Below are 25,185 nucleotides of genomic sequence, written 5' to 3' on the forward strand. Positions count from 1 at the left end.
AAACTTCTTTTTTATTATTGTACCGCTATTACTTTATTTATTTTTTGTAACGGTTTGTAACCGTGTGCTTCAAATGCCTTTGCAAATTCATTTGATACGGCAGTGCCATATAAATCTTTTGCAGCTTGTACAATATGAGATTGAAGTGATTCAAAGTCTTCAGCGGAAGTTGCATAATTTTGCAATGTACGCATAACAACTTTACTTACTTTTTCATTTCCTTGCTTTTGAACAGCAACACCGTTATATGTTTTACCTTCAGCTAATTGATATAATACGTGACTGATAATACCAGAATTCACGTGTGATTCTTGATTATTACCATCGTTATAGAAATCTTGTAAATTTGTATATAATTTATGACCGCCGTCACCAATTTCCCTTGGGATATCACGAATTGTTAGGCCACCTAATGTATCGCCCATAATCCAGTTTCCTTTATCTTTCTTTACGTAATATTCGATTTGTGTACCCCAGAAATCCGCTAATCCCTCGTTTAGTGCAGATGTTTCAGCGCTTGGATATCTCACGACTTTATTTTTCGTCGTGCCACTAAATACAGCATGTCCAAATTCATGAGCTGTTACATCAAGAGCGGATGTTAGTTTTCCGTCTAAACCATCACCAAATACCATTTGGTTCCAAGCGGGATGCCAAAATGCATTTACATAGTCTTCTTTTACACCATCACTAACTTCAGTAGAATCAAAACCGTGTACACTAGCGACAACTTTTGAATCTTTATTGTCGTAACTTTTTAGATTATGTTCTTTCTTAAAGTAATCGTAAATATCACTCATGTTCTTCATAGCGCCCGCGGCTTCTTTATCTGCAAAATTAGGAGTACTACTTGAAATTAGTGTCCCTGGATAACCAGCTTGACTATATCCCCCGAGGGAATCGGCGTAGTTTGCATTATAAATATAAATACCATTTCCGCGTGATAAATCCGCTAAATAAAATTTTCCATCAGTTCCTTTGGCAATATTGAAAGAGATGTTTTCTTGAAGTGCATTTTTCCCAGTTCCTTGCTCACTTGCGGGGGATAATCTAGGTGATGTTACTTGATTTATAGTCTTATTCTCTTTGTTTTTAATGAATTTTTCTTGGAAAAGTACTTCGCCAGTTTTTAAATCAACTATAGCATTGCCGTTTATAATTTGTTCATTGTTTTCATAAGTAAATGTAATAACAGTTGCGAATGTATAATAGCCATCTTTTTTCTTATAAACAACGGTTTCGCTAGAGAATTCTGTCTCAACTGCATCACTTGGAATTTGAACTATATCGCGTAATTTAGATTTTACTTCATTTTTCGACAAAAAATTTGTTATAGTAAGATTAGGTTGTTGATTTAAATTTTGAACAACTTTACCACTAACAGTTGTGATTACTCCATTTTTATCTACTTTTACAATGAGATCTTGGCCATATACTTTATAGTTTTTATATGTTTGTGCAAGGCGAACTTCGGTTTGATTTTCTTTGGTTTCTTTATTTGTAGGTTGGAAATCTACATTTTTTTCAGTAGTGACTTGTTCTTGTTGAGCTTTCGCCCCATTTACCTCACCTTTTAAATACTTTTTAGCAATATTTTCTTTCGTATCATTTTGAGGTTGTGTTAATTTACCGATTGTTAAACCAGGCTGAGCAATTTCAACTTTGACTGCACCTTTGTCTAATTCTTGAGCATGAATAGCTTCTGTTGATAAAGGGCAAAGAAGACCGAATGTAACGAAAGCACTAGCAAGTTTTCTATAATTCATCTATAACACTCCTAATCTATTATTGTATGTGAGATGAATTGTATGAAAAATTTGCCGAATTTTATATATATTATGCATTATTTCATATCAAAAATTGTCGAATTCACATTATTGTAGTGGTATGACAACTCAAAAAATTAGATTGTTCTAATGGGATGGTGAGTAAGTATGCACGCAGAAAAATTAGGAAGTGAAATTAAGAAAATTAGGGTGATGAGAGGATTAACACAGAAACAGTTATCCGAGAACATATGTCATCAATCGGAAGTGAGCAGGATTGAATCGGGCGCGGTATACCCAAGTATGGATATATTGCAAGGTATCGCAGCAAAATTACAAGTTCCCATTATTCATTTTTATGAGGTACTCATTTATTCTGATATTGAAAGAAAAAAACAGTTTAAAGATCAAATCATTATGCTTTGTAAGCAAAAAAGATATAAAGAAATTTATAATAAAGTATGGAATGAGCTGAAAAAGGAAGAATATCATCCTGAATTTCAGCAGTTTCTTCAATGGCAATATCATGTAGCAGCTTACATATTAAAGAAAATCGATTACGAATATTGTATTTTAGAATTGAAAAAATTGTTAAATCAACAGTTAGCTGGAATAGACGTATACCAAAATCTTTATATAGAAAATGCGATTGCAAATATTTATGCTGAAAATAGCTATTTTAAGAAGAGTATTGAGTTATTTGAAGATATATTAAAACAATTAGATGTATTGCATGATAATGAAGAATTTGAAGTGAAGGTAAGATATAATCATGCAAAAGCATTATATTTAGATAATCAATATGAAGAGTCACTTTATCAAGTAAATAAAGCGATTGAAATATCATGCCGAATTAATAGTATGGCATTAATTGGACAGCTATATTATCAAAGAGGTGAATGCCTAGGGAAGTTGGAGTACGATGAGGCAGAGGTTGAAGATGCATATAAAAAGGCAAGTTTCTTTTTTGATATATTAGAAATGCATGCATATAAAGAAGCGCTCGTAAATAAAATCAGTAGATAAATATCCTAAAAAATGGGTATGCATAATTGCATATAATAGGGATAAATTTTCATGATATATTAAAATAAAAAATGTGGGTGATGGAATATGAAGAAATTACTTATTGGTAGTTTATTAACGTTAGCGATGGCATGGGGTATTTCATTAGGCGATACGGCATTAGAGAAAAGCCATATAATTTCTCATAACGATCAAGAGGTACAATTAGCTAAAGATTTACCTTTTGAATATTAAAAAACAACCGTCTTACTTAGGCGGTTGTTTTTTTATGGAGTAACATCCAAACGTCTTTACTAGAAACAGGTTTGCTAATAAAGAATCCTTGAATGTGATCACAATTTTGTTTATGTAAAAATTCCCATTCTTCTGCTGTTTCTACACCTTCTGCAATCACTTTTAAATTTAGTTCTTTTGATAGTGTAATAATGGAAGAGACAATTGCTTCTTCTAAAGGACTAGTTGTAATTCCACAAATAAACTCTCGAGCGATTTTTAATGTGTTGATTGGATATTTTGTTAAATAAGCTAAAGAACTATAACCAGTACCAAAGTCGTCGATTGAAATTTGAATACCGAGATTTTGAAGTTGTTCTAGTTTTGCAACTACAGATTGATTTTGATTAATTGCGATGCTTTCCGTAATTTCAATATCTAGTGCTTCTGGTTTCAGTTCTGTCTCTTCCAACACCTTTGAAATAGTTGGGATTAAATCTGCATGGTTAAATTGAACAACAGATAAATTCACACCAACCTTTAAGTGAGAAAAACCTTGATTATGCCATCTTTTTGCTTCTAAACAGGCAGTACGTAAAATCCAATTGCCAAGTTCAATAATAAAACCAGTTTCCTCTGCTAGAGGGATAAATTGGGCAGGAGATACGATACCGAGTTTTGGATGCTTCCAACGTATTAATGCTTCAAAACCGATAATTTGCTTTGTTTTTGTGCTTACTTGTGGCTGGTATTCAAGGAAAAATTCATTTTGTTGTAATGCTTTTGAAAGTTCACCTTCTAAGAATTGAATTTCATTTTGAGCGATACTCATTTCTTTTGAGAAGAAAACAAATCTGTTTTTTCCATTTGCTTTCGCACGATACATAGCCATATCAGCATTTTTCATTAACTCATTTACATCAGTTCCATAATCAGGGTACATCGCAATTCCGATACTTGGTGTAATAGAGAGTTCTTCGCCTTGAATGAAGAATGGTTTGTTTAAAATAGTTAAAATCTGTTCAGCTATAAAAATTGCACTTTTTTCTGAGTACATTTCTGGTAATAGAATTGTAAACTCATCTCCACCTTGACGAGCGACGATATCTTTTGAACGCAAGCAACCGCGTAATCTTTTTGCTACTTCAATTAATAATAAATCTCCGACGTCATGACCAAGTCTATCGTTAATTTTTTTAAATCGATCTAAATCAAGGAATATGACGGCGACATCATTTGCGTTAGTTTGAGCTGTATTTAAAATGGCTTTTAAATCTTTTTCGAACTTTCGGCGATTTGGTAATCCAGTAAGTGCATCGTGAAAGGCTAAATGTTCTACTTGTTTTTGTTTTTCATATAAGGTGGTAATATCACGTGCTATCCCAAACATTCCGACCACTTCTTTGTTTATAAAAGTAGGGATAAGTGTAATATGAAGATAATAATAATAGCCTTCTTGTTCTTTTGTCCGAACTTCTAACGTTTGTGGCCTACCTTCCTTTGTAATTTGTAAAGCCTTCTTTAGTAGTTCGTGGTCTTTTGAATCAATGAAGTGTACCAGAGAATAGCTTGCCACTTGGCAATAATAGGCAGTAAATAAGCTTTCGCAAGCCTTATTAGATTGTTGAAAAATGCCATTCATATTTAAAGAGAAAACGGCATCGGGATGATCTTCGAATAAAGACTTATAGCGTTGTTCACTTTTTGATAATGCAAATGCACCTTCTTCAACTTCATCCTCTAGTTGTGTAGTCAACTGTTCATATGTAAGGATTAGTGCTTGATTATCTTTCCACATGTAAAGTTGCCGCAAGAATAACAAAATAAGTGATAATACGAGACCAATTAACATAAATTTATCATCCCAAGGTTGAATGATAATAAAGGAAAAAGTAATAATTATACTAAAATAAGGTAGTATAAAACGTACATAATCGAATCGATAATATTTTGCTTTCGTTTCATGTTGCATTGGTTTATCCAAGATATATAGTATGGAAGAAAGTCCAATTAATAAAATAGAAGCAGTGTGTATTAAATAATTAAATTCAGGAGAAGTTTTCATCCCAAAATTTAATTGAAACAGATGAATGTAACCGTATACGAGTATAATAGTGAAACCGATAATTAATGCGATTCTACTAGAAGAATATTGTTCTCTTCTATAAAGACTAATAACGGCGTAAATTACTAATGATTGTGCAATAAAATAGCCAATTAAAATCCAAGTTTCCTTTGTTAACATACGGAAGCTTGAAAGGTCCAAGATAAAAGTTAAAGTGAAATAAATGTTCATAATAACAATAAAGATGCTATCGAATGAAAATTGAGCAAGACCCTTAATAGAGTAAATTTTTATAAACTTTATAGCAAATCCAACAAAGAGTAAAACATATTGTATGATAAAAAAAGGTAATGCTTTATATGAGAATATAACTTGCTTATGAATAGAAAGTGAAGGAAGAAATAAAGTTATCTCCATAGCTAACCCGCATAGACAAGTACATAATAATAAAATCCAAAATAATTTATCACCATGCGTCATTTTTCTAATCGCTTTACATAAGCAATAGCAAGAAAAAAGTGCAGCGAAACAGAATAAGAAAAGAATCCCGATTTCTTTTATATTCGACTCATTTGGTATAAGGAATATCCAAAGAGCAAATATAAATATGTATATTATGACAGATTGTATATACTTTTGTTGATTAATCATATTGTGACTCCGTTTCAATAAAGTTGAATCTCGGGGAGAAAATGCTAATTTAAATAATAGCATATAAAATAGAGTATTTTTTACTATAAAAATTACTTTTTTGAAAAAATGGTGCAAAGTTACAATTTACCACTGTAACTTTGCACCACCTATTCTTTTCATTCCTCTTATAGCAGAAAGTTCATCTATTAATTGGAATAGTGCTAAGTCTTTTTGTTTACTTTCAATCATAATATCGAAATTATGATTGTTTTTTTTCGCAATGTGTAAGAAGGGCTTAATAAACTCTAAATCGATATATTCAGCATGGGCCCTAAATTCTTTTTCCGATCTCGGGGAGGAAATGTGAACTTTAGGAGAGATATTTGTATGTGACCAAGTTTCAAAAATTGCAGGAAGCAACTCTTCTAGTGGTTCTTCGCAAAGATTGGCCATATGATGATGATAATCAAATACAAATGGGATATTTTCTTTTTGGCAAATTGATAAAGTTTCAGCGGTTGTATAGGTTTTATCATCGTTTTCAAGAGTCATTTGTTTTTTTATATGTGTAGGAAGTTTTTTTATGTTTTCATGGAAGCGCTCAATTGCCTTTTCTTTATTTCCATAGGCTCCACCTACATGAATATTAATGTAAGAAGAATCTGCAATGCCTATAGCATCCAATATTTTATAATGATAAGTCATATCCGTAATAGCGTTAGTAGTAATATGTGGTTTGTCGCTTGTAAATAGCGTAAATTGATTCGGATGAAAACTTATTCGTAAATTGTGTTCTTTAATTAAAGCCCCTATTTTATGCCAAAGTGGTGTGAATACCCCAATATAGTCAAACTCGACTTCGGGATGTGTTGCAAGTGGGACGATGGAAGACGATAGGCGATATAGTGGGATTTCATGTGCTATATTGTAATGAAGGATACGTATTGTGTGCTCTAAATTTTGCCTTATAACATGGTACAGTTTGTCTTCTCGTTCTTGCTTGCTAAGTTTCTTAAAGCTTGTAAACGTCATTGTTTTGGCAGGAGAACAGTCCCAGAGTGCCATTGCATGTGAGACATATCCAAACCGTATAATCATATGAGATACACCTCTTTTATTCATTGTCTTTCCTATAAAAAGAAAGCAAACATTGTTCCAATCCATTCCTTTCCTCTATCGATAAGAGAAGGCGGGTTTACATCGCTATAGGAAAGTACGGATGCATTCTCTAGATCTTCATGGAATTTATTTTTTACTGTTTGAATGAAATGTTTATTATATAACAGGCAGTTTATTTCATGATTAATATATAAACTTCTCATATCAAAGTTTGCCGTTCCGATATCACAAATATCATCGTCTACTATAATAATTTTGGCGTGAAAAAACCCTTGTTGAAATGCATAAATATTGCAACCAGCCTGTATTAATTTTCGGCAGTACGGGAATTTTGCTTCCCGAACGAGAGGGTGATCAGCTTTTTCTGGAACAAGAATTGTGATTTGAACCCCTCTTTCTCTTGCTTTTAATAAGGCATTCATAATTTTTTTTCCAGGAATGAAATATGGTGTACCGATACAGATTTCTTTTTTTGCCGCGTTAATTAAATGTAAAAAAGTATGCTGTAAATAAGCACCATCAGTCGGAATAAATTGATGCAGGATGGTACCTGGTTGTTGTTTTGGAAAATAAAGAGAAGCATCCAATAAATTCTGTTTCGTATCATCAAACCAATCATGCAAAAATTGCTTTTGTAAATCTTGAACCCCTTCTCCTGTAAGACGTAAATGATAGTCTCGCCATAATCCTAAGTGTTCATTATGCCCTAGATACTCTTCGCCAATATTAAATCCCCCGATATAGCCGGTTTTCCCATCAATCACTGTAATTTTTCTATGATTTCTCTGATTAGCAGAAAAGAAAGGCAGAGGAAATTTTACCTTATGACAAAATGAAAAAGATATACCATGTTTTTGCAGGGAGCGAATAGCTTCGTTTGATAAAGAATGGCTGCCAAATCGATCAAGTAAAAGTCGTACTTCAATTCCTTCCTGAGCCTTATCAATCAGCAATTTTAAAAATTCACGACTGATTTTATCATTTTTTACAATGAAGAATAAAATATGAATGTGATGCTGTGCTTGTTTTATATCAGTAAATAAAGCGTCATATAAATCTTTCCCGTATGTATAAAGGTGAAAATCACTTTGACGTAAAGGGAAAGTGCGAGAGCTTACTCGTTTTAAATGAAGAAGTCGCCCGTATGAAAGGTCAATTGTAATCCAAAGAGCAACGGATATTAACAAAAGAGATAAGTAGAGCATCAGTGAATTCCCTCCTTTGCATTCTTTTCACCTTCAGTGTGTTACAAATGATATGGGTAGTACGGCTGTTATTATAAATTTCATTAGAGGATAGTATGTTGCACTGATTAAAGTTTCACTTTATCCCGCTTTAACGGGCAGTAAGCTTCCCACCTCAAAAACTGTTGGATAAGTAGAAGTTAGTTTGGAAATCAACTGCCCGTAAAAGCCCGATTGGTTCAACTAATAATCAGCGGGGGAACAACCGCCCCTACTGATTAAAGTTTCACTTTATAGTTTCACCGAAATAAACAGCTTTATGAAAAAATGTGTTGTTCTATAACAAAAAACTGTTGACTGAATGCTCACTCATTATATAATGGGGATAGGGGATATAATTCAGAAAATTATATATTTTTGAAGATTCAAAAAGAAAGAGGGCTTACAAAGAGAGGGGTAGCATAAAAATGAATAGCTTACTGATTATTAATTGGCTGGCTGCCATTGCTGTTATTGCTTATGCAGGATATTTGTTTGTATATCTTATACGGACGAGAATGGCCTACATACAATTAGGAAAAAAAATTGAGTTTGACCGTCGTTTTAAAGAGCGTTGGGATCTCCTTAAGGTCAATGTTTTCGGTCAGAAAAAGCTGCTGAAAGATAAGAAAAGCGGCATCATTCACGTTATGTTCTTTTACGGGTTTATTCTTGTCCAATTTGGAGCAATTGACTTCGTTTGGAAAGGACTCGCACCAGGATCACATCTTCCACTTGGACCACTATACCCTGCATTTACATTCTTCCAGGAAATTGTCACACTTGTTATTTTAATTGCAGTATTTTGGGCTTTTCATAGACGTTATGTAGAAAAGCTTGTTCGTTTAAAACGTAACTTCAAATCAGGTCTTGTTCTTATTTTTATCGGTGGTTTAATGATTTCTGTGCTACTTGGTAACGGTATGGGACTTATATGGCATGGCGAGGAGCTTTCATGGAGTGAACCAATTGCTTCTGCAATCGCTTACGTTTTTAGCGGGATAAATGAAACCGTAGCCATTTCAGTGTTCTATTTTTCTTGGTGGGTGCATTTACTAATTTTGTTAACGTTTTTAGTGTATGTTCCACAATCTAAACATGCGCATTTAATTGCAGGACCAGCTAATGTATTCTTCGGTCGTCTTTCAAACCCAGGGAAGCTTGAAAAGATTGATTTTGAAGATGAAACGCAAGAAACATTTGGTGTTGGTAAAATTGAAGACTTTAGACAAAATCAACTTATTGACTTATACGCTTGTGTAGAGTGTGGCCGTTGTACAAATATGTGTCCGGCAACAGGAACAGGAAAAATGTTATCACCGATGGACTTAATTTTAAAACTTCGCGATCATTTAACTGATAAAGGAGCTGCGGTAACATCAAAAGCACCTTGGGTTCCAGTAGTTGCCTTCAATAATACACAAGGAAATCAGTTAGCGATGATGGCAGCTGGAAAAGGGCAACAAGAATCAGCGTCTACAACGCTCGCTTACGATCCGAGTTTAATCGGAGATGTTATTACAGAAGAAGAGATTTGGGCATGTACAACGTGTCGTAACTGTGAAGATCAATGCCCAGTTATGAATGAGCATGTTGACAAAATTATTGACTTACGTCGATATCTCGTTTTGACTGAAGGGAAAATGGACGCGGAAGCACAACGCGCGATGACAAATATCGAGCGTCAAGGAAATCCGTGGGGGCTGAACCGTAAAGAGCGTGAAACATGGCGCCAAGGTGATGACGAAGTAACAGTTCCAACTGTAAAAGAAAAATCAAAAGCTGGGGAGGAATTCGAGTATTTATTCTGGGTTGGTTCAATGGGATCATACGACAATCGTAGTCAGAAGATTGCGATATCGTTTGCGAAGTTAATGAACGAAGCAGGCATTTCATTCGCAATTCTCGGTAATAAAGAAAAGAATTCTGGAGATACACCACGCCGCCTTGGAAATGAATTTGTATTCCAAGAGATGGCGACAAAGAATATCGAAGAATTTGAAAAGGCAGGAGTGAAGAAAATCGTTACGATTGATCCTCATGCTTATAACACATTTAAAAATGAGTATCCGGACTTTGGCTTGCAAGCAGAAGTCTATCATCATACAGAATTGTTAGCTCAGTGGGTGAAAGAAGGGCGCTTAAAGCCTGTTCACGCTATTGAAGAAACAGTTACGTACCATGATTCCTGTTATTTAGGAAGATACAACGAAGTGTATGAAGCGCCACGTGACATTTTGAAAGCGATTCCTGGAGTGAATCTTGTAGAAATGGCACGTAACCGTGAAACGGGAATGTGCTGTGGCGCAGGTGGTGGCTTAATGTGGATGGAAGAAACAACAGGTTCACGTATTAACGTTGCTCGTACAGAACAAGCATTAGCTGTACAGCCATCCATTATCGGTACAGGTTGTCCATATTGCTTAACGATGATCAGTGATGGAACGAAAGCGAAAGAGGTAGAAGAGAAGGTTCAAACTCTTGATGTGACAGAGATTTTAGAACGATCTGTTATCGGACAGAAAAAAGAAGCGATGTAGTTTGTAAGAATGTATACAACTTTAGAAAGAGGTGCAATGATTGCACCTCTTCTCAACGTAGGGATACCGAGCGAGCGCTCAGTGTTAAAAAATGAAATGGGGGAAAGAAACATGAGTAAAACAGTTATTTTAAGTGCTGCAAGAACACCAGTTGGAAAATTTGGAGGATCTTTAAAAGATGTAAAAGCGGCGGAACTTGGAGGAATTGCAATTAAAGCAGCGCTTGAAAGAGCAAATGTTGCGGCTAGTGATGTTGAAGAAGTTATATTTGGAACGGTTATTCAAGGTGGACAGGGGCAAATTCCATCGCGCCAAGCTGCAAGGGCTGCTGGAATCCCATGGGAAGTGCAGACGGAAACAGTGAATAAAGTTTGTGCATCAGGACTTCGTGCGGTTACGTTGGCGGATCAGATTATTCGTACTGGCGATCAATCACTAATTGTAGCTGGCGGTATGGAGTCGATGAGTAACAGTCCTTACATTTTACGCGGAGCAAGATGGGGATACAGAATGGGCAATAACGAAGTTGTTGATTTAAACGTTGCTGACGGTTTAACATGTGCATTTTCAGGTACACACATGGGCGTTTATGGCGGAGAAGTTGCGAAGGAAGATGGAATTTCTCGCGAAGCGCAAGATGAATGGGCATATCGTAGCCATCAGCGTGCGGTTTCAGCGCATAAAGAAGGGCGTTTTGAAGAGGAAATCGTGCCAGTAACGATTCCGCAAAGAAAAGGCGATCCTATTGTCGTTGCAAAGGATGAGGCGCCACGTGAAGATACAACGATTGAAAAGTTAGCAAAGTTAAAACCTGTATTTGATAAGACAGCGACGGTGACAGCTGGTAATGCGCCGGGACTAAATGATGGTGGTGCCGCACTTGTATTAATGAGCGAAGACAGAGCGAAGCAAGAAGGAAGAAAGCCATTAGCGACAATTTTGGCGCATACAGCAATTGCAGTGGAATCTAAAGATTTCCCAAGAACGCCAGGTTATGCAATTAACGCATTGCTTGAAAAAACAGGCAAGAAAATTGAAGACATCGATTTATTCGAGATTAATGAAGCATTTGCAGCGGTAGCAATTGCAAGTACAGAAATCGCAGGAATTGATCCGGAAAAATTGAATGTAAATGGCGGCGCGGTAGCGATGGGACATCCAATTGGAGCAAGCGGAGCGCGCATTATCGTTACACTAATCCATGCACTTAAGCAGCGCGGCGGCGGAATTGGAATTGCTTCGATTTGTAGCGGTGGCGGTCAAGGGGACGCAGTGATGATTGAAGTCCACTAATTAAAGTTCGAGGGTATAAAATTTATTAACAATTAAGGGGGAAGAAAAAATGGGTGTACAAAACATTGTTGTAATTGGTGCAGGGCAAATGGGATCAGGAATTGCACAAGTATGTGCAATGGCAGGATATGACGTGAAGGTACAAGATTTAAAGCAAGAGCAATTAGATAGAGGAATGGCTATCATTACGAAAAACTTAGCGCGCCAAGTAGAAAAAGGACGCATGAAGGAAGAAGAGAACGAAGCGACATTAAATCGTCTTACAGTAACGCTTGATTTAGATTGTGTGAAAGAAGCGGATCTTATTATTGAAGCAGCTGTTGAGAAAATGGATATTAAAAAGAAAATCTTTGCGAATCTAGATGAAATTGCTCCAGAACACGCAATTTTAGCGACGAATACGTCATCTCTGCCAATTACAGAAATTGCAGCGGTAACGAAGCGTCCGGAAAAAGTAATCGGTATGCACTTTATGAATCCAGTTCCAGTTATGAAGCTTGTTGAGATTATTCGTGGTTTGGCTACCGATGATGCGGTATATGAAGCAATTGAAGATATTACGAAAAAAATTGGGAAAGTACCAGTTGAAGTGAATGATTTCCCAGGTTTTGTATCAAACCGCATTTTACTACCGATGATTAACGAAGCAATTTATACGTTATATGAAGGTGTAGCGACGAAAGAAGCAATTGATGAAGTCATGAAGCTTGGTATGAACCATCCGATGGGGCCTTTGACACTCGCTGATTTTATCGGTTTAGATACGTGTTTATACATTATGGAAGTGTTGCATGAAGGATTAGGAGATAGTAAATATCGCCCATGTCCATTATTACGTAAGTATGTGAATGCAGGATGGTTAGGGCGTAAAACAGGTCGTGGATTCTACGTTTACGAATAAATGCCCCCTTTGTTACAACATAGTGGTCTTACCAAATTATTTAAAGGATATATAGCAAATGGAGGCGGAATATATGAACTTTCGTTTTAATGAAGAGCAGCAAATGATGAGGAAAATGGTTCGGGATTTTGCACAGAAGGAAATAGCTCCCTTTGTTCCTAGTATGGAACAAGGGGTGTTCCCGAAAGAGATTTTGCAAAAGATGGGTGAGCTTGGATTAATGGGTATTCCAGCGCCTGCAAAATACGGCGGGGCAGAAATGGACTTTATTTCTTACATTCTAGCAATTGAGGAAATCTCAAAGGTAAGTGCAACAGTTGGTGTAATTTTAGCTGTACATACGTCAGTTGGAATGAATCCGATTTTATATTTTGGAACAGAAGAACAGAAGAAAAAATATGTTTCTAAACTTGCAACCGGGGAATATTTAGGTGCATTTGCTTTAACAGAGCCAAATGCAGGATCAGATGCAGGGAGTTTGAAATCAAGAGCTGTGAAAAAAGGTGATCATTATATTATTAATGGATCGAAAGTGTTTATTACAAATGGTGGTGAAGCAAGTACATACATTGTATTCGCTTCTACAAATCCAGAGGCAGGAAAAAGTGGTATTTCTGCATTTATAGTAGAGAAAGATACACCTGGTTTAATCATTGGAAAAGATGAACATAAGATGGGACTTCTCGGTTCTCGTACAGTACAACTTACTTTTGAAGATATGAAAGTGCCAGCTGAGAATTTACTTGGGGAAGAAGGACAAGGATTCAAAGTGGCGATGGCGAATTTAGATGTTGGGCGAATTGGAATCGGTGCGCAGGCTTTAGGAATTGCTGAAGCGGCGCTTGGCTGTGCAATTGATTATGCAAAAGAAAGAGAGCAATTCGGGAAGCCAATTGCGGCGCAGCAAGGGATTGGCTTCAAGCTTGCAGATATGGCAACAAGTGTCGAGGCAGCAAGGTTACTCGTATATAGAGCGGCATCTCTTAGGGCACAAGAATTACCATGCGGTAAAGAAGCATCTATTGCGAAATTATTTGCTTCTAAGACAGCGGTTGAAGTCGCGATTGAGGCGGTGCAAGTATTTGGTGGTTACGGTTATACGAAAGACTATCCAGTAGAACGATTTTTCCGTGATGCGAAAATTACGCAAATATATGAAGGAACAAGTGAAATACAGAAACTTGTTATTAGCCGTGCTTTATAAAAGGGCGAGGGGGAGACGGAGATGCATTTTAAACTATCAGAAGAACATGAAATGATAAGAAAAATGGTTCGAGATTTTGCTAAAAATGAAGTGGCACCAACAGCAGCTGAGCGTGATGAAGAAGAGCGATTTGATCGAGAGTTATTTGATCAAATGGCAGAGCTTGGTTTAACTGGTATTCCATGGCCTGAAGAGTACGGTGGAATTGGAAGCGATTACTTAGCATACGTAATCGCTATTGAAGAATTATCTCGCGTTTGTGCTTCAACAGGTGTAACACTGTCTGCGCATACTTCACTTGCGGGATGGCCAATTTTTAAATTTGGGACGGAAGAGCAAAAGCAAAAGTTTTTACGGCCGATGGCTGAAGGGAAGAAAATTGGTGCATACGGCTTAACGGAACCAGGATCTGGATCGGATGCTGGTGGAATGAAGACAATCGCAAAGAGAGATGGCGATCATTATATTTTAAATGGATCAAAAATTTTCATTACAAATGGCGGTATTGCTGATATTTATGTTGTTTTTGCGCTAACTGATCTTGAATCGAAGCAGCGCGGTACGAGTGCATTTATTGTAGAAAGTGATACACCGGGATTTTCAGTTGGGAAGAAGGAGAGCAAGCTAGGGATTCGCTCTTCACCAACGACTGAAATTATGTTTGAAGATTGCCGTATTCCTGTAGAGAATCTACTTGGAGGAGAGGGGCAAGGGTTTAAAGTTGCGATGCAAACATTAGATGGAGGTCGTAACGGTATTGCGGCGCAAGCTGTTGGGATTGCACAAGGGGCTTTAGATGCTTCTGTAGAATATGCAAGGGAGCGCCATCAGTTTGGAAAACCAATTGCGGCGCAGCAAGGGATTGGCTTTAAACTTGCGGATATGGCAACAGATGTAGAAGCAGCACGCCTTTTAACATATCAAGCGGCTTGGCTTGAATCAGAAGGGCTTCCGTATGGAAAAGAATCAGCGATGTCAAAAGTATTTGCAGGCGATGCAGCGATGAAGGTGACGACTGAAGCGGTGCAAGTATTTGGTGGTTACGGTTATACGAAAGATTATCCAGTAGAGCGTTATATGCGAGATGCAAAGATTACACAAATATATGAAGGAACACAAGAGATTCAGAGGCTTGTAATTTCTCGTATGTTAACGAAGTAGGAACGAAAGCGTAGGTATTTTCCTACGCTTTTTCCTTCCAAAAAATAATAGAGAGAGGTGAAGGGAATGGTTAAACATAATGTGCATGCATCGGTGAAAGATGAAAAATTAGTTGCGTTAAGACGTGAACAAATGATTAAAGGTGCGGTGCAACTGTTTAAACAAAAAGGATTTCCGCGTACAACAACGAGAGAGATTGCAAAAGCGGCTGGGTTTAGTATAGGGACACTTTATGAGTACATTCGTACCAAAGATGATGTTTTATATTTAGTTTGTGATAGTATATATGAACATGTAAAAGAAAGATTAGAGGAAGTAGTGTGTACAGAAAAAGGGAGTATAGAAAGTTTAAAGATAGCAATAACGAATTACTTTAAAGTGATGGACGAATTACAGGAAGAAGTATTGATAATGTATCAAGAGGTACGCTTTTTACCGAAAGAATCACTTCCGTATGTATTAGAAAAGGAGTTTCAAATGGTAGGAATGTTCGAGAATATTTTAGAACAGTGTACGGAAAATGGAACATTTACATTAAATAAAAAAGAAATACAGCTTCTTGCGCATAATATTTTTATACAAGGACAGATGTGGGGATTTAGACGCTGGGCGCTGCAAAAACTGTATACGCTCGAAGAATATACAGAAATGCAAATTAGGTATGTATTGCAAGGGGCCCATATGCTTCCGAAATAAGGAACAGACAAATTATAATTTTACTACCCTATAAAAGTTTCCCGTTTTTTTTGTAGCATATTTGTGCGACTTTTGTTTATAATGAATAGTATGGATTTTTTTAAGCAGGCCGTTATATATAAGGTTATATTTGATGAAAGGAAGTGCCGCATAAGTGGATTTTAAGCAATATTCACCAGAAGAGCTAAAAGAATGTTCAATGATTGAAGTTGTACATAGCGTTTTAGGGGATAAAAAACAAGCAACGACATTCAACGAGTTGGTTCAAGAAATCGCTCAAGTGCTGGGACTATCTCAAGAGCAAGTTAATGCGAAAATCGCACAATTTTATACAGACTTAAACATCGATGGACGTTTCATTAATTTAGGAGAAAATCGTTGGGGACTACGCAGCTGGTACCCATATGAGCAAATTGATGAAGAAATCTTGCCTCAACCAAAACCGAAGAAGAAACGTAAAGTTGAAGAAGACGGTTTTGACGACTACATTGAAGAAGACGAAGATGACTTCGACGATGCAGACGTAAGTGAAGATGAAGACGATGTAGAAGATTTGGACAAGGTTCTTGAAGAAGAAGACGGAGATGACGACGATCTTGATGATTTAGACGAAGATGACGACGACTTCGCTGAAGAAGAACTTGAGTATGATGAAACTGAAGAAGAAGAAGAGGAAGAACTGTAGTTCTTGACTTTTCATTATCGTCCATGTAGAATCATTTTTGGGCTCTTTAAAAAAGGACGATAATGCTTTTAAAGTGTAAATATAAAAGAAAATTGCTCCCTACTTATTACTTTTTGTGATGAGGGGAGCAATTTTCTTTTTTGTTTTTTGTTTAGAAAATAAAAAGAGTCTAACAATAAGATGGATACAGTGTTATCTACATACGTTGCGCTTTGCAACGGTGATTATATAACAACAGAGTAGAAGGGAGCTTTTTCATGACTAAGTATATTTTTGTAACAGGCGGTGTAGTATCGTCTTTAGGAAAAGGTATTACAGCAGCATCTCTTGGAAGACTTTTAAAAAATCGTGGTTTAAACGTAACGATTCAAAAGTTTGATCCATACATTAACGTAGACCCAGGGACTATGAGCCCATACCAACACGGTGAGGTATTCGTAACAGATGATGGCGCAGAAACTGACTTAGACCTTGGTCACTATGAGCGTTTCATCGACATTAACTTAAACAAATACAGCAACGTAACAACAGGTAAAATTTACTCTTCAGTTCTTCAAAAAGAGCGTCGCGGTGAATATTTAGGAGGAACAGTTCAAGTTATTCCTCATATTACTAACGAAATTAAAGAACGCGTATATCGTTCTGGTCGTGAAACAAATGCGGATGTTGTTATTACAGAAATCGGTGGAACTGTTGGTGACATCGAGTCTCTACCATTCTTAGAAGCAATCCGTCAAATTAAGAGCGACATCGGTCGTGACAATGTAATGTACATTCACTGTACGTTAATCCCGTACTTAAAAGCAGCGGGTGAAATGAAGACAAAACCAACACAACATAGTGTTAAAGAACTTCGTAGCTTAGGTATTCAACCAAACATTATCGTTGTTCGTACAGAAATGCCTGTTTCTCAAGATATGAAAGACAAGCTTGCATTATTCTGTGACATCGATACAAAAGCAGTTATCGAAGCTCGCGATGCAGATACTTTATATGCGGTTCCATTATCTCTTCAAGAACAAAACATGGACCAAATCGTTTGTGACCACTTAAAATTAGACAATCCAGCTGCAGATATGACAGAGTGGACCGCGCTAGTTAACAAAGTGCGTAATCTTTCTAAGAAAACAAAAATCGCTCTTGTTGGTAAATATGTAGAACTTCAAGATGCTTATATTTCTGTTGTAGAAGCACTTCGTCATGCTGGTTACTCATTCGACACAGATGTAGAAGTAAAATGGGTAAATGCTGAGCACGTAACAGCAGAAAACGTAAAAGAATTAGTTGGCGATACAGATGGTATCCTTGTACCAGGTGGCTTCGGCGATCGTGGTGTAGAAGGTAAAATCGTTGCGATTCAATATGCTCGTGAAAACAAAGTTCCATTCTTAGGAATTTGCTTAGGTATGCAACTTGCATCAATCGAATTCGCACGTAATGTATTAGGTTTAGAAGGTGCTAACTCTTCTGAAATCAACCCTGACACACCATATGCAATCATCGACTTATTACCAGAACAAAAAGATGTAGAGGACCTAGGTGGTACACTTCGTCTTGGTCTATACCCATGTAAGCTTGCTGAAGAAACAAATGCTTACAATGCTTATAATGAGCCGGTTGTATATGAGCGTCATCGTCATCGTTATGAGTTCAACAACCAGTTCCGTCCTGATATGGAAAAAGAAGGATTTGTATTCTCTGGTACAAGCCCAGACGGCCGTCTAGTTGAAATCATTGAATTAAAAGACCACCCTTGGTTCGTGGCAGCACAGTTCCACCCAGAACTTGTTTCTCGTCCAAACCGTCCACAACCATTGTTCCATGACTTCGTAAGAGCTTCTATTACGAATAAAGAGAGCAAGTAATAAAAAAAGCGCCTGAAATAAGGCGCTTTTTTTTAATATTCATTTAACATTTCATCGATTGTAAATTTGATTCCGTGATAAGCAAATAAAGCTACTATTAAACTTGGGAATCCGTAGCGATTACCTTCATCGTCTGGAATAAGACCTTTTAACAGTTTTGTATCAATATGTACGTCTGTATATCGTTCGAGTGATTCCGTACCTTCTTGAAGAGCAGAAATGCCGACAATAGAGTGTCCCTCTTCTTGTAGTTTTTTTGCAATTTCTACAACCGCTTCATCTGTTGAAAAACGGCTAATAAGAAGTACACGATCCGCAGAGGTTACTTCTGCTTCTTTACCATTTTCAAATAAGCGTTTTGCTTGCTTCATTGGTTCAGCACCGAATAGTGCCTCGGCAACAACGCCTTCCATTTCATTTGTACCATGTAAATAAATGAAACCATCGCCAACTAGTGCTTGAGCAAGTAAACGAGCACTATCTTCTATATTCATTTCTTCTTTTTGAGAAACTCTGGAGAAATAACCACTTAATTGAGTTGAAAAAATTTTTAACATAATGTTACTCCCTTCGTACGTGTTTGCCGGCTTTCATTATAGTTTATTTTTTTAGAAAGGTGAAATCGTAGGGTAGCATAACAAAATAGGAAACGGTAAAATAAGAAAGAATAGGAAGGAATTTGCCAAAGAATAGCGAAAATAAATCGTTAAGATATAAGAAGCTTTAAATCTTGTACTTACACAGAAAGGTTGGGAATTATGGAAGGTAAAATTTTAATCGTTGATGATCAATATGGGATTCGTGTGCTATTACATGAAGTGTTCCAAAAAGAAGGTTATCAGACATTCCAAGCAGCAAATGGATTTCAAGCTTTAGATATCGTGAAAAAAGATAATCCAGATTTAGTAGTGTTAGATATGAAAATTCCAGGCATGGATGGTATAGAGATTTTAAAGCATGTAAAAGAAATTGATGAGAGTATTAAAGTAATTTTAATGACTGCTTATGGAGAGCTTGATATGATCCAAGAAGCAAAAGATTTAGGTGCTTTAATGCATTTTGCTAAACCATTTGATATTGATGAAATTCGTCAAGCTGTGAGAAATGAGCTCGCTGTAGAGGCGTAAAAATGAATTTTTTATAAAAAATATGGAAAAAAGCGTTTACATGGACTATTGTGCAGGTGAATACGGTTGAGTTTTTGAGTACAAGTTGTTATCCTATTGAGTGTAGAAAAAAGTCCGGTATGTAGATATACATATTTTACCTTATTCTGGTCATACTACCAGCGATAAGAACTTATCGGATACAAAAAACGTTTTTTAGGAGGATTCACCATGCCTTTAGTTTCTATGAAAGAAATGCTAAACAAAGCACTAGAAGGAAAATACGCAGTTGGTCAATTCAACATGAACAACTTAGAGTGGACTCAAGCTATCTTAGCTGCTGCGGAAGAAGAAAAATCTCCTGTAATCCTAGGTGTATCTGAGGGTGCAGCTCGTCATATGACTGGTTTCAAAACAGTTGTAGCTATGGTTAAAGCTTTAATCGAAGAAATGAACATCACTGTTCCTGTAGCGATTCACCTTGATCATGGTTCAAGCTTCGAAAAATGTAAAGAAGCAATCGATGCAGGTTTCACATCTGTAATGATCGACGCTTCTCACCACCCATTCGAAGAAAACGTTGAAACTACTAAACAAGTAGTAGAATACGCACACGCTCGTAACGTATCTGTTGAAGCTGAGCTTGGAACAGTTGGCGGACAAGAAGACGACGTAATCGCTGAAGGCGTAATTTACGCTGACCCAGCAGAGTGTAAGCACCTTGTTGAAGCAACAGGTATCGATTGCCTAGCTCCAGCTTTAGGTTCTGTACACGGTCCTTACAAAGGTGAGCCTAACTTAGGATTCGCTGAAATGGAACAAGTTCGTGACTTCACTGGCGTACCTTTAGTATTACATGGTGGTACTGGTATCCCAACTGCTGATATCGAAAAAGCTATCTCTTTAGGTACTTCAAAAATCAACGTAAACACTGAGAACCAAATCGAGTTTACAAAAGCTGTTCGTGAAGTATTAAACAAAGACCAAGAAGTTTACGATCCTCGTAAATTTATCGGACCTGGCCGCGACGCTATCAAAGCAACTGTTATTGGTAAAATTCGCGAATTCGGTTCTAACGGTAAAGCGTAAGAATAAAATTCCGTTTTGGAAACCGTCTAGTCTTTTAGACGGTTTCCTTTCGTTGTATAATGAAAGCGTGAACAAGTCTAAAGATTTTATCATTTTTGTCTTTAAATAGAAAATAATGTGCATAGTCCTATTAATAAATGTGATAACGTATCTAAATTGATAAAGTACATTCGATGAATAGTTGATCTTTATCTATTCGTGCTACAGGAGAAATGAAGATAATGGTTTCCTATTTATTGAGTTTTGGGATGGAAAGAGTAATTGAGATTCTTAAGGGGAGCTTTCTATAAAAAGATAGAAAGTAAATACATTCACAAGAAGGGAGCTCAATATGGAAAAATTGCTAATTGAAGGCGGAAGAGCTTTAAATGGAACAATTCGAGTAAGTGGTGCAAAGAACAGTGCCGTTGCATTAATTCCAGCGACAATTTTAGCAGATACTCCAGTAACTATTGGTGGTGTCCCTAATATTTCGGACGTGAAAATGTTAGGAGACTTACTAGAGGAAATTGGAGGGAAAGTAACTTATGGACAGGAGGAGGAGATGGTAGTCGATCCTTCTAACATGGTTGCAATGCCTTTGCCAAATGGAAAAGTGAAAAAATTGCGCGCTTCTTATTATTTAATGGGTGCAATGCTTGGCCGTTTTAAAAAAGCTGTTATTGGGCTTCCGGGTGGATGTCATTTAGGACCGAGGCCGATTGATCAGCATATTAAAGGGTTTGAAGCGCTAGGTGCACATGTTACGAATGAACAAGGTGCCATCTATTTAAGAGCAGATGAGCTACGCGGGGCACGTATTTATTTAGATGTTGTTAGTGTAGGAGCTACGATTAATATTATGCTAGCAGCTGTACGAGCAAAAGGTAGAACTGTTATTGAAAATGCAGCGAAAGAGCCCGAGATTATTGATGTAGCTACATTGTTAACAAGCATGGGGGCACGTATTAAAGGTGCTGGTACAGATGTAATCCGAATAGATGGTGTGGACTCTTTACATGGTTGTCACCATACTATCATCCCAGATCGTATTGAAGCTGGTACGTATATGATTCTAGGAGCTGCATCAGGAGGAGAAGTAACGGTTGATAACGTTATTCCTCAGCATTTAGAATCAGTTACTGCAAAGCTAAGAGAAGCTGGTGTTCAAGTTGAAACGAACGATGATCAAATTACGGTGAACGGTAATAGAAAGTTAAAAGTAGTTGATATCAAAACGCTTGTATATCCAGGTTTTCCAACGGATTTACAACAGCCGTTTACGACGCTTTTAACAAAGGCGCACGGGACGGGAGTTGTAACAGATACAATTTACGGTGCCCGTTTCAAACACATTGATGAATTACGTCGTATGAATGCTCAAATTAAAGTAGAGGGTCGTTCGGCAATTGTAACTGGTCCTGTGTTACTGCAAGGTGCAAAAGTGAAGGCGAGTGATTTACGAGCGGGAGCGGCACTTGTTATTGCAGGTTTAATGGCAGATGGAATTACAGAAGTAACAGGACTTGAGCATATTGATCGAGGTTATGAGAATATAGTGGACAAGCTTAAAGGGCTTGGAGCAAACATTTGGCGAGAACAAATGACAAAGCAAGAAATTGAAGAAATGAAGAACGCATAAGTGATACTTCCGCAAGGGGGAAGCGAAGCATCACTACTTGCGGAAGTACACTTTATAGAAAAACACGGTTCACAAAATACGGCAGAAATATAAAGACTTAAAGGAGAGGGATTATCGTGGAAAGAAGTTTATCTATGGAGTTAGTACGTGTAACAGAGGCTGCAGCTTTATCATCAGCGCGTTGGATGGGGCGCGGGAAAAAGGATGAGGCAGACGGTGCAGCAACATCAGCTATGCGTGATGTATTTGATACAATTCCGATGAAAGGTACAGTTGTAATTGGTGAAGGTGAGATGGATGAAGCACCAATGCTATATATCGGAGAGAAATTAGGTACAGGATATGGACCACGTGTAGACGTTGCGGTTGATCCTTTAGAAGGGACAAACATCGTAGCAGCTGGTGGCTGGAATGCTCTTGCTGTTATTGCAATTGCAGACCACGGTAATTTGTTACATGCCCCTGACATGTACATGGATAAAATCGCGGTTGGCCCAGAAGCAGTCGGGGCGGTCGACATTGATGCGCCTATTATTGATAACTTACGTGCAGTTGCGAAAGCAAAAAATAAAGATATTGAAGATGTTGTAGCGACAGTTTTAAATCGTCCACGTCATCAAGAAATTATCGAAGAAATTCGTAAAGCTGGTGCTCGCATTAAATTAATTAATGATGGAGATGTAGCTGGAGCGATTAATACAGCGTTTGATCGTACAGGTGTAGATATTTTATTTGGATCTGGTGGAGCACCTGAAGGTGTATTAGCAGCAGTTGCTTTAAAATGTTTAGGTGGAGAAATTCACGGAAAACTATTGCCACAAAACGAAGCTGAATTAGCACGTTGTAAAAAAATGGGCATAGAAGACATTAATCGTATCCTTCGTATGGAGGACTTAGTAAAAGGTGACGATGCAATCTTTGCAGCAACAGGCGTAACAGATGGAGAACTATTACGCGGTGTTCAATTTAAAGGTAGCGTAGGAACAACGCAATCCCTTGTTATGCGCGCAAAATCAGGCACAGTTCGCTTCGTGGATGGACGTCATAGCTTGAATAAAAAACCAAACTTGGTTATTAAATAAAAAGCGTAAGCAGCTCGTTCAGAATGGGAGGGGGATGGAGCTTCTGACATAGAGGCGCTTTTTGCCTCGTAGGAAGAAGTGAAGCCACCGACCATTCTAGCTGCTGAAGCTGGATTAAGTAAAAAGCGGAGGTGGCTCGCTCAGAAAGGTTAAAATGGTCGACTTTTCTAACTATCGGAGCTGGAACTAAATTAAATAAGAAGCGAAGACAAATTTTCTTGTCTTCGCTTCTTGTATTTGTGTTCCAACGTATTGATTAAAACTAGATAAAAGGGTTACAATAGTGAATATTACCCTACTTGAACTTATTGCCTTTCATTATTAATTATTTGCCTTCCGTATTTTTTCCCTTTACCCATGAAAAAAGAGAATAACGTTAAAGTGTGGTGTCTGAATGAATTTGTCAATTGCAGCATTAGAAAACATGAAATTAAAAGAGTTATACGAGCTTGCGAAAGAATTTAAGATTTCGTATTATAGCAAATTAACGAAAAAAGAGTTAATTTTTTCTATTTTGAAAGCTCGAGCAGAAAAAGAAGGTTTCTTTTTCATGGAAGGCGTATTAGAAATTATTCAATCAGAAGGATTTGGATTCCTACGTCCTATCAACTATTCTCCAAGCTCAGAAGATATTTATATCTCAGCTTCGCAAATTCGTCGTTTCGATTTACGTAATGGAGATAAGGTTTCTGGTAAAGTACGACCTCCGAAAGAAAATGAACGCTATTTTGGGTTATTACAAGTTGAAGCTGTAAACGGAGATGATCCAGATTCAGCAAAAGAGCGTGTGCATTTCCCTGCATTAACACCATTATACCCAGATCGCCAAATGAAATTGGAAACGGAACCTAAAAAGTTACCGACACGCATCATGGATTTAATCGCACCAGTTGGATTTGGACAACGTGGTTTAATTGTTGCGCCTCCAAAGGCTGGTAAAACAAGTCTATTAAAAGAAATCGCGCATAGTGTTACAACAAATCATCCGGAAGCAGAATTAATTGTACTTTTAATTGATGAGCGTCCAGAGGAAGTAACAGACATTGAACGTTCTGTTAAAGGAGATGTTGTAAGTTCTACTTTTGATGAAGTGCCAGAAAATCATATTAAAGTAGCTGAGCTTGTGTTAGAACGTGCGATGCGTCTTGTAGAGCACAAGAAAGATGTTATCATTTTAATGGATAGTATTACCCGTTTAGCTCGAGCTTACAACCTCGTTATTCCACCAAGTGGTAGAACATTATCAGGTGGTATCGATCCAGCTGCCTTCCATAGACCGAAGCGTTTCTTTGGAGCTGCGCGTAATATTGAAGAAGGCGGTAGCTTAACAATTTTAGCGACAGCCCTTGTTGATACAGGATCACGTATGGACGATGTTATTTACGAGGAATTTAAAGGAACTGGAAATATGGAACTTCACTTAGATCGTTCATTAGCTGAACGTCGTATCTTCCCGGCGATCGATATTCGTCGTTCTGGTACACGTAAAGAAGATCTATTAATTCCAAAAGAACATTTAGACAAGTTATGGGGCATTCGTAAAACAATGCGTGATACACCAGACTTCGTTGAAAGTTTCTTACGTAAGCTTCGTCAAACGAAGACAAATGAAGAGTTTTTACAAAACATTGTTGCAGACTCAAAAAGGTATGTAACAACTAAGTAAAGGGAAAAAATCAGGACTCGCTTATTTTATAGTAAGCGAGTTTTTTATGCTGTTTAGGTGATATTAAAGAGAGAAATAAGTGAGAGAACCTTAGCCAGTCAGAGCTAAACGAGCCGTCTCCACTTTAAGATAATATCCAGTTCCGGTGGCTAGCTCTTCGCATCTAAGAACCTTCCGCCCGAAAGGTAAAAAGCACCTTTTGGGCGAAAGAACCTTAGCTGGTCAGAGCTG

20 protein-coding genes are annotated in these 25,185 nt (G+C 37.3%); 15 read left to right on the forward strand and 5 right to left on the reverse strand.

The genetic code is table 11. The features are described 5' to 3' along the window. Positions 1-14: 14 nt before the first annotated feature. Positions 15-1,766: a M4 family metallopeptidase gene (locus ACQGSG_RS08765; RefSeq protein ID WP_001109501.1), complete on the reverse strand. Its 1,752-nt coding sequence runs from the start codon at positions 1,764-1,766 to the stop codon at positions 15-17. Between the two features lie 168 nt (positions 1,767-1,934). Between ACQGSG_RS08765 and plcR the strand changes: the two genes are divergently transcribed. Together plcR and ACQGSG_RS08775 are read left to right on the forward strand one after the other, a co-directional pair. Then, positions 1,935-2,792, forward strand: coding sequence for a transcriptional regulator PlcR (plcR, locus tag ACQGSG_RS08770; protein ID WP_000542919.1), 858 nt, complete (start codon positions 1,935-1,937; stop codon positions 2,790-2,792). 87 nt (positions 2,793-2,879) lie between these two features. Beyond that, positions 2,880-3,026: a quorum-sensing peptide PapR gene (locus ACQGSG_RS08775; protein WP_000734730.1), complete on the forward strand. Its 147-nt coding sequence runs from the start codon at positions 2,880-2,882 to the stop codon at positions 3,024-3,026. 16 nt (positions 3,027-3,042) lie between these two features. Here ACQGSG_RS08775 and ACQGSG_RS08780 read toward each other — a convergent pair whose 3' ends face one another. From ACQGSG_RS08780 to cls, 3 genes are all read right to left on the reverse strand, one after another. Beyond that, positions 3,043-5,721 (reverse strand): DUF4084 domain-containing protein, encoded by a 2,679-nt coding sequence (locus tag ACQGSG_RS08780; RefSeq protein ID WP_426947232.1) that lies wholly within the window; start codon positions 5,719-5,721, stop codon positions 3,043-3,045. A 126-nt stretch (positions 5,722-5,847) separates the two neighbouring features. After that, the gene (gene uvsE / locus ACQGSG_RS08785; RefSeq protein ID WP_086408453.1) at positions 5,848-6,801 is read right to left on the reverse strand and encodes a UV DNA damage repair endonuclease UvsE; all 954 of its coding nucleotides are present in this window, start codon (positions 6,799-6,801) and stop codon (positions 5,848-5,850) included. A 32-nt stretch (positions 6,802-6,833) separates the two neighbouring features. Further along, a complete protein-coding gene (gene cls / locus ACQGSG_RS08790) occupies positions 6,834-8,027 on the reverse strand; it encodes a cardiolipin synthase (RefSeq protein ID WP_097863087.1) in 1,194 nt (397 codons plus the stop codon). Between the two features lie 446 nt (positions 8,028-8,473). Between cls and ACQGSG_RS08795 the strand changes: the two genes are divergently transcribed. The 8 genes from ACQGSG_RS08795 to pyrG all read left to right on the forward strand — a co-directional run bounded on the left by ACQGSG_RS08795 (position 8,474) and on the right by pyrG (position 18,390). Then, positions 8,474-10,585 carry a heterodisulfide reductase-related iron-sulfur binding cluster gene (locus tag ACQGSG_RS08795; RefSeq protein ID WP_001086776.1) on the forward strand — a complete coding sequence of 704 codons (2,112 nt, stop codon included), beginning with the start codon at positions 8,474-8,476 and terminating at the stop codon, positions 10,583-10,585. Between the two features lie 9 nt (positions 10,586-10,594). Then, positions 10,595-11,878: an acetyl-CoA C-acetyltransferase gene (locus ACQGSG_RS08800; RefSeq protein ID WP_002025101.1), complete on the forward strand. Its 1,284-nt coding sequence runs from the start codon at positions 10,595-10,597 to the stop codon at positions 11,876-11,878. 49 nt (positions 11,879-11,927) lie between these two features. Continuing rightward, the gene (locus tag ACQGSG_RS08805) at positions 11,928-12,779 is read left to right on the forward strand and encodes a 3-hydroxybutyryl-CoA dehydrogenase (RefSeq protein ID WP_325842419.1); all 852 of its coding nucleotides are present in this window, start codon (positions 11,928-11,930) and stop codon (positions 12,777-12,779) included. Between the two features lie 73 nt (positions 12,780-12,852). Next, positions 12,853-13,983: an acyl-CoA dehydrogenase gene (locus tag ACQGSG_RS08810; RefSeq protein WP_001011177.1), complete on the forward strand. Its 1,131-nt coding sequence runs from the start codon at positions 12,853-12,855 to the stop codon at positions 13,981-13,983. Positions 13,984-14,004: 21 nt separating this feature from the next. Further along, positions 14,005-15,144, forward strand: coding sequence for an acyl-CoA dehydrogenase AcdA (gene acdA / locus ACQGSG_RS08815; protein ID WP_098605583.1), 1,140 nt, complete (start codon positions 14,005-14,007; stop codon positions 15,142-15,144). A gap of 66 nt (positions 15,145-15,210) precedes the next feature. Further along, positions 15,211-15,840, forward strand: coding sequence for a TetR/AcrR family transcriptional regulator (locus ACQGSG_RS08820; protein WP_000238599.1), 630 nt, complete (start codon positions 15,211-15,213; stop codon positions 15,838-15,840). Positions 15,841-15,994: 154 nt separating this feature from the next. Further along, positions 15,995-16,525, forward strand: coding sequence for a DNA-directed RNA polymerase subunit delta (gene rpoE, locus ACQGSG_RS08825; protein ID WP_000346280.1), 531 nt, complete (start codon positions 15,995-15,997; stop codon positions 16,523-16,525). Positions 16,526-16,782: 257 nt separating this feature from the next. After that, the gene (pyrG, locus tag ACQGSG_RS08830; RefSeq protein WP_000170460.1) at positions 16,783-18,390 is read left to right on the forward strand and encodes a CTP synthase; all 1,608 of its coding nucleotides are present in this window, start codon (positions 16,783-16,785) and stop codon (positions 18,388-18,390) included. 32 nt (positions 18,391-18,422) lie between these two features. Here pyrG and ACQGSG_RS08835 read toward each other — a convergent pair whose 3' ends face one another. Continuing rightward, positions 18,423-18,947, reverse strand: a complete 525-nt coding sequence (locus ACQGSG_RS08835; protein ID WP_000912402.1) for a DUF2529 domain-containing protein — start codon at positions 18,945-18,947, stop codon at positions 18,423-18,425. Positions 18,948-19,148: 201 nt separating this feature from the next. Here ACQGSG_RS08835 and spo0F point away from each other — a divergent pair, with 201 nt between their 5' ends. From spo0F to rho, 5 genes are all read left to right on the forward strand, one after another. Continuing rightward, positions 19,149-19,517, forward strand: a complete 369-nt coding sequence (gene spo0F, locus ACQGSG_RS08840; RefSeq protein WP_000398594.1) for a sporulation initiation phosphotransferase Spo0F — start codon at positions 19,149-19,151, stop codon at positions 19,515-19,517. 210 nt (positions 19,518-19,727) lie between these two features. Then, positions 19,728-20,585 (forward strand): class II fructose-bisphosphate aldolase, encoded by an 858-nt coding sequence (locus ACQGSG_RS08845; RefSeq protein ID WP_001131855.1) that lies wholly within the window; start codon positions 19,728-19,730, stop codon positions 20,583-20,585. A gap of 331 nt (positions 20,586-20,916) precedes the next feature. After that, entirely contained in the window at positions 20,917-22,206 is a 1,290-nt protein-coding gene (gene murA, locus ACQGSG_RS08850) for a UDP-N-acetylglucosamine 1-carboxyvinyltransferase (RefSeq protein ID WP_000413254.1), read from the forward strand. Positions 22,207-22,322: 116 nt separating this feature from the next. Beyond that, positions 22,323-23,288: a class II fructose-bisphosphatase gene (gene glpX, locus ACQGSG_RS08855; protein WP_000442340.1), complete on the forward strand. Its 966-nt coding sequence runs from the start codon at positions 22,323-22,325 to the stop codon at positions 23,286-23,288. A 394-nt stretch (positions 23,289-23,682) separates the two neighbouring features. After that, positions 23,683-24,954, forward strand: coding sequence for a transcription termination factor Rho (gene rho, locus ACQGSG_RS08860; protein ID WP_001053903.1), 1,272 nt, complete (start codon positions 23,683-23,685; stop codon positions 24,952-24,954). Positions 24,955-25,185 lie beyond the last annotated feature (231 nt).

The sequence above is a fragment of the Bacillus sp. GMa5/1 genome, assembly GCF_050172015.1.
Classification (GTDB): Bacteria; Bacillota; Bacilli; order Bacillales; family Bacillaceae_G; genus Bacillus_A; species Bacillus_A cereus.

Excerpts from the sequence above, each read along its gene's own strand:
- pyrG (WP_000170460.1), top strand. The coding sequence starts at position 16,783 with ATGACTAAGTATATTTTTGTAACAGGCGGTGTAGTATCGTCTTTAGGA.
- ACQGSG_RS08800 (WP_002025101.1), top strand. The coding sequence starts at position 10,595 with ATGTATACAACTTTAGAAAGAGGTGCAATGATTGCACCTCTTCTCAAC.
- ACQGSG_RS08820 (WP_000238599.1), top strand. The coding sequence starts at position 15,211 with ATGGTTAAACATAATGTGCATGCATCGGTGAAAGATGAAAAATTAGTT.
- ACQGSG_RS08780 (WP_426947232.1), bottom strand. The coding sequence starts at position 5,721 with ATGATTAATCAACAAAAGTATATACAATCTGTCATAATATACATATTT.
- ACQGSG_RS08810 (WP_001011177.1), top strand. The coding sequence starts at position 12,853 with ATGAACTTTCGTTTTAATGAAGAGCAGCAAATGATGAGGAAAATGGTT.
- ACQGSG_RS08795 (WP_001086776.1), top strand. The coding sequence starts at position 8,474 with ATGAATAGCTTACTGATTATTAATTGGCTGGCTGCCATTGCTGTTATT.
- ACQGSG_RS08845 (WP_001131855.1), top strand. The coding sequence starts at position 19,728 with ATGCCTTTAGTTTCTATGAAAGAAATGCTAAACAAAGCACTAGAAGGA.
- ACQGSG_RS08765 (WP_001109501.1), bottom strand. The coding sequence starts at position 1,766 with ATGAATTATAGAAAACTTGCTAGTGCTTTCGTTACATTCGGTCTTCTT.
- uvsE (WP_086408453.1), bottom strand. The coding sequence starts at position 6,801 with ATGATTATACGGTTTGGATATGTCTCACATGCAATGGCACTCTGGGAC.
- cls (WP_097863087.1), bottom strand. The coding sequence starts at position 8,027 with ATGCTCTACTTATCTCTTTTGTTAATATCCGTTGCTCTTTGGATTACA.
- murA (WP_000413254.1), top strand. The coding sequence starts at position 20,917 with ATGGAAAAATTGCTAATTGAAGGCGGAAGAGCTTTAAATGGAACAATT.
- ACQGSG_RS08835 (WP_000912402.1), bottom strand. The coding sequence starts at position 18,947 with ATGTTAAAAATTTTTTCAACTCAATTAAGTGGTTATTTCTCCAGAGTT.
- spo0F (WP_000398594.1), top strand. The coding sequence starts at position 19,149 with ATGGAAGGTAAAATTTTAATCGTTGATGATCAATATGGGATTCGTGTG.
- plcR (WP_000542919.1), top strand. The coding sequence starts at position 1,935 with ATGCACGCAGAAAAATTAGGAAGTGAAATTAAGAAAATTAGGGTGATG.
- ACQGSG_RS08805 (WP_325842419.1), top strand. The coding sequence starts at position 11,928 with ATGGGTGTACAAAACATTGTTGTAATTGGTGCAGGGCAAATGGGATCA.
- acdA (WP_098605583.1), top strand. The coding sequence starts at position 14,005 with ATGCATTTTAAACTATCAGAAGAACATGAAATGATAAGAAAAATGGTT.
- ACQGSG_RS08775 (WP_000734730.1), top strand. The coding sequence starts at position 2,880 with ATGAAGAAATTACTTATTGGTAGTTTATTAACGTTAGCGATGGCATGG.
- rho (WP_001053903.1), top strand. The coding sequence starts at position 23,683 with ATGAATTTGTCAATTGCAGCATTAGAAAACATGAAATTAAAAGAGTTA.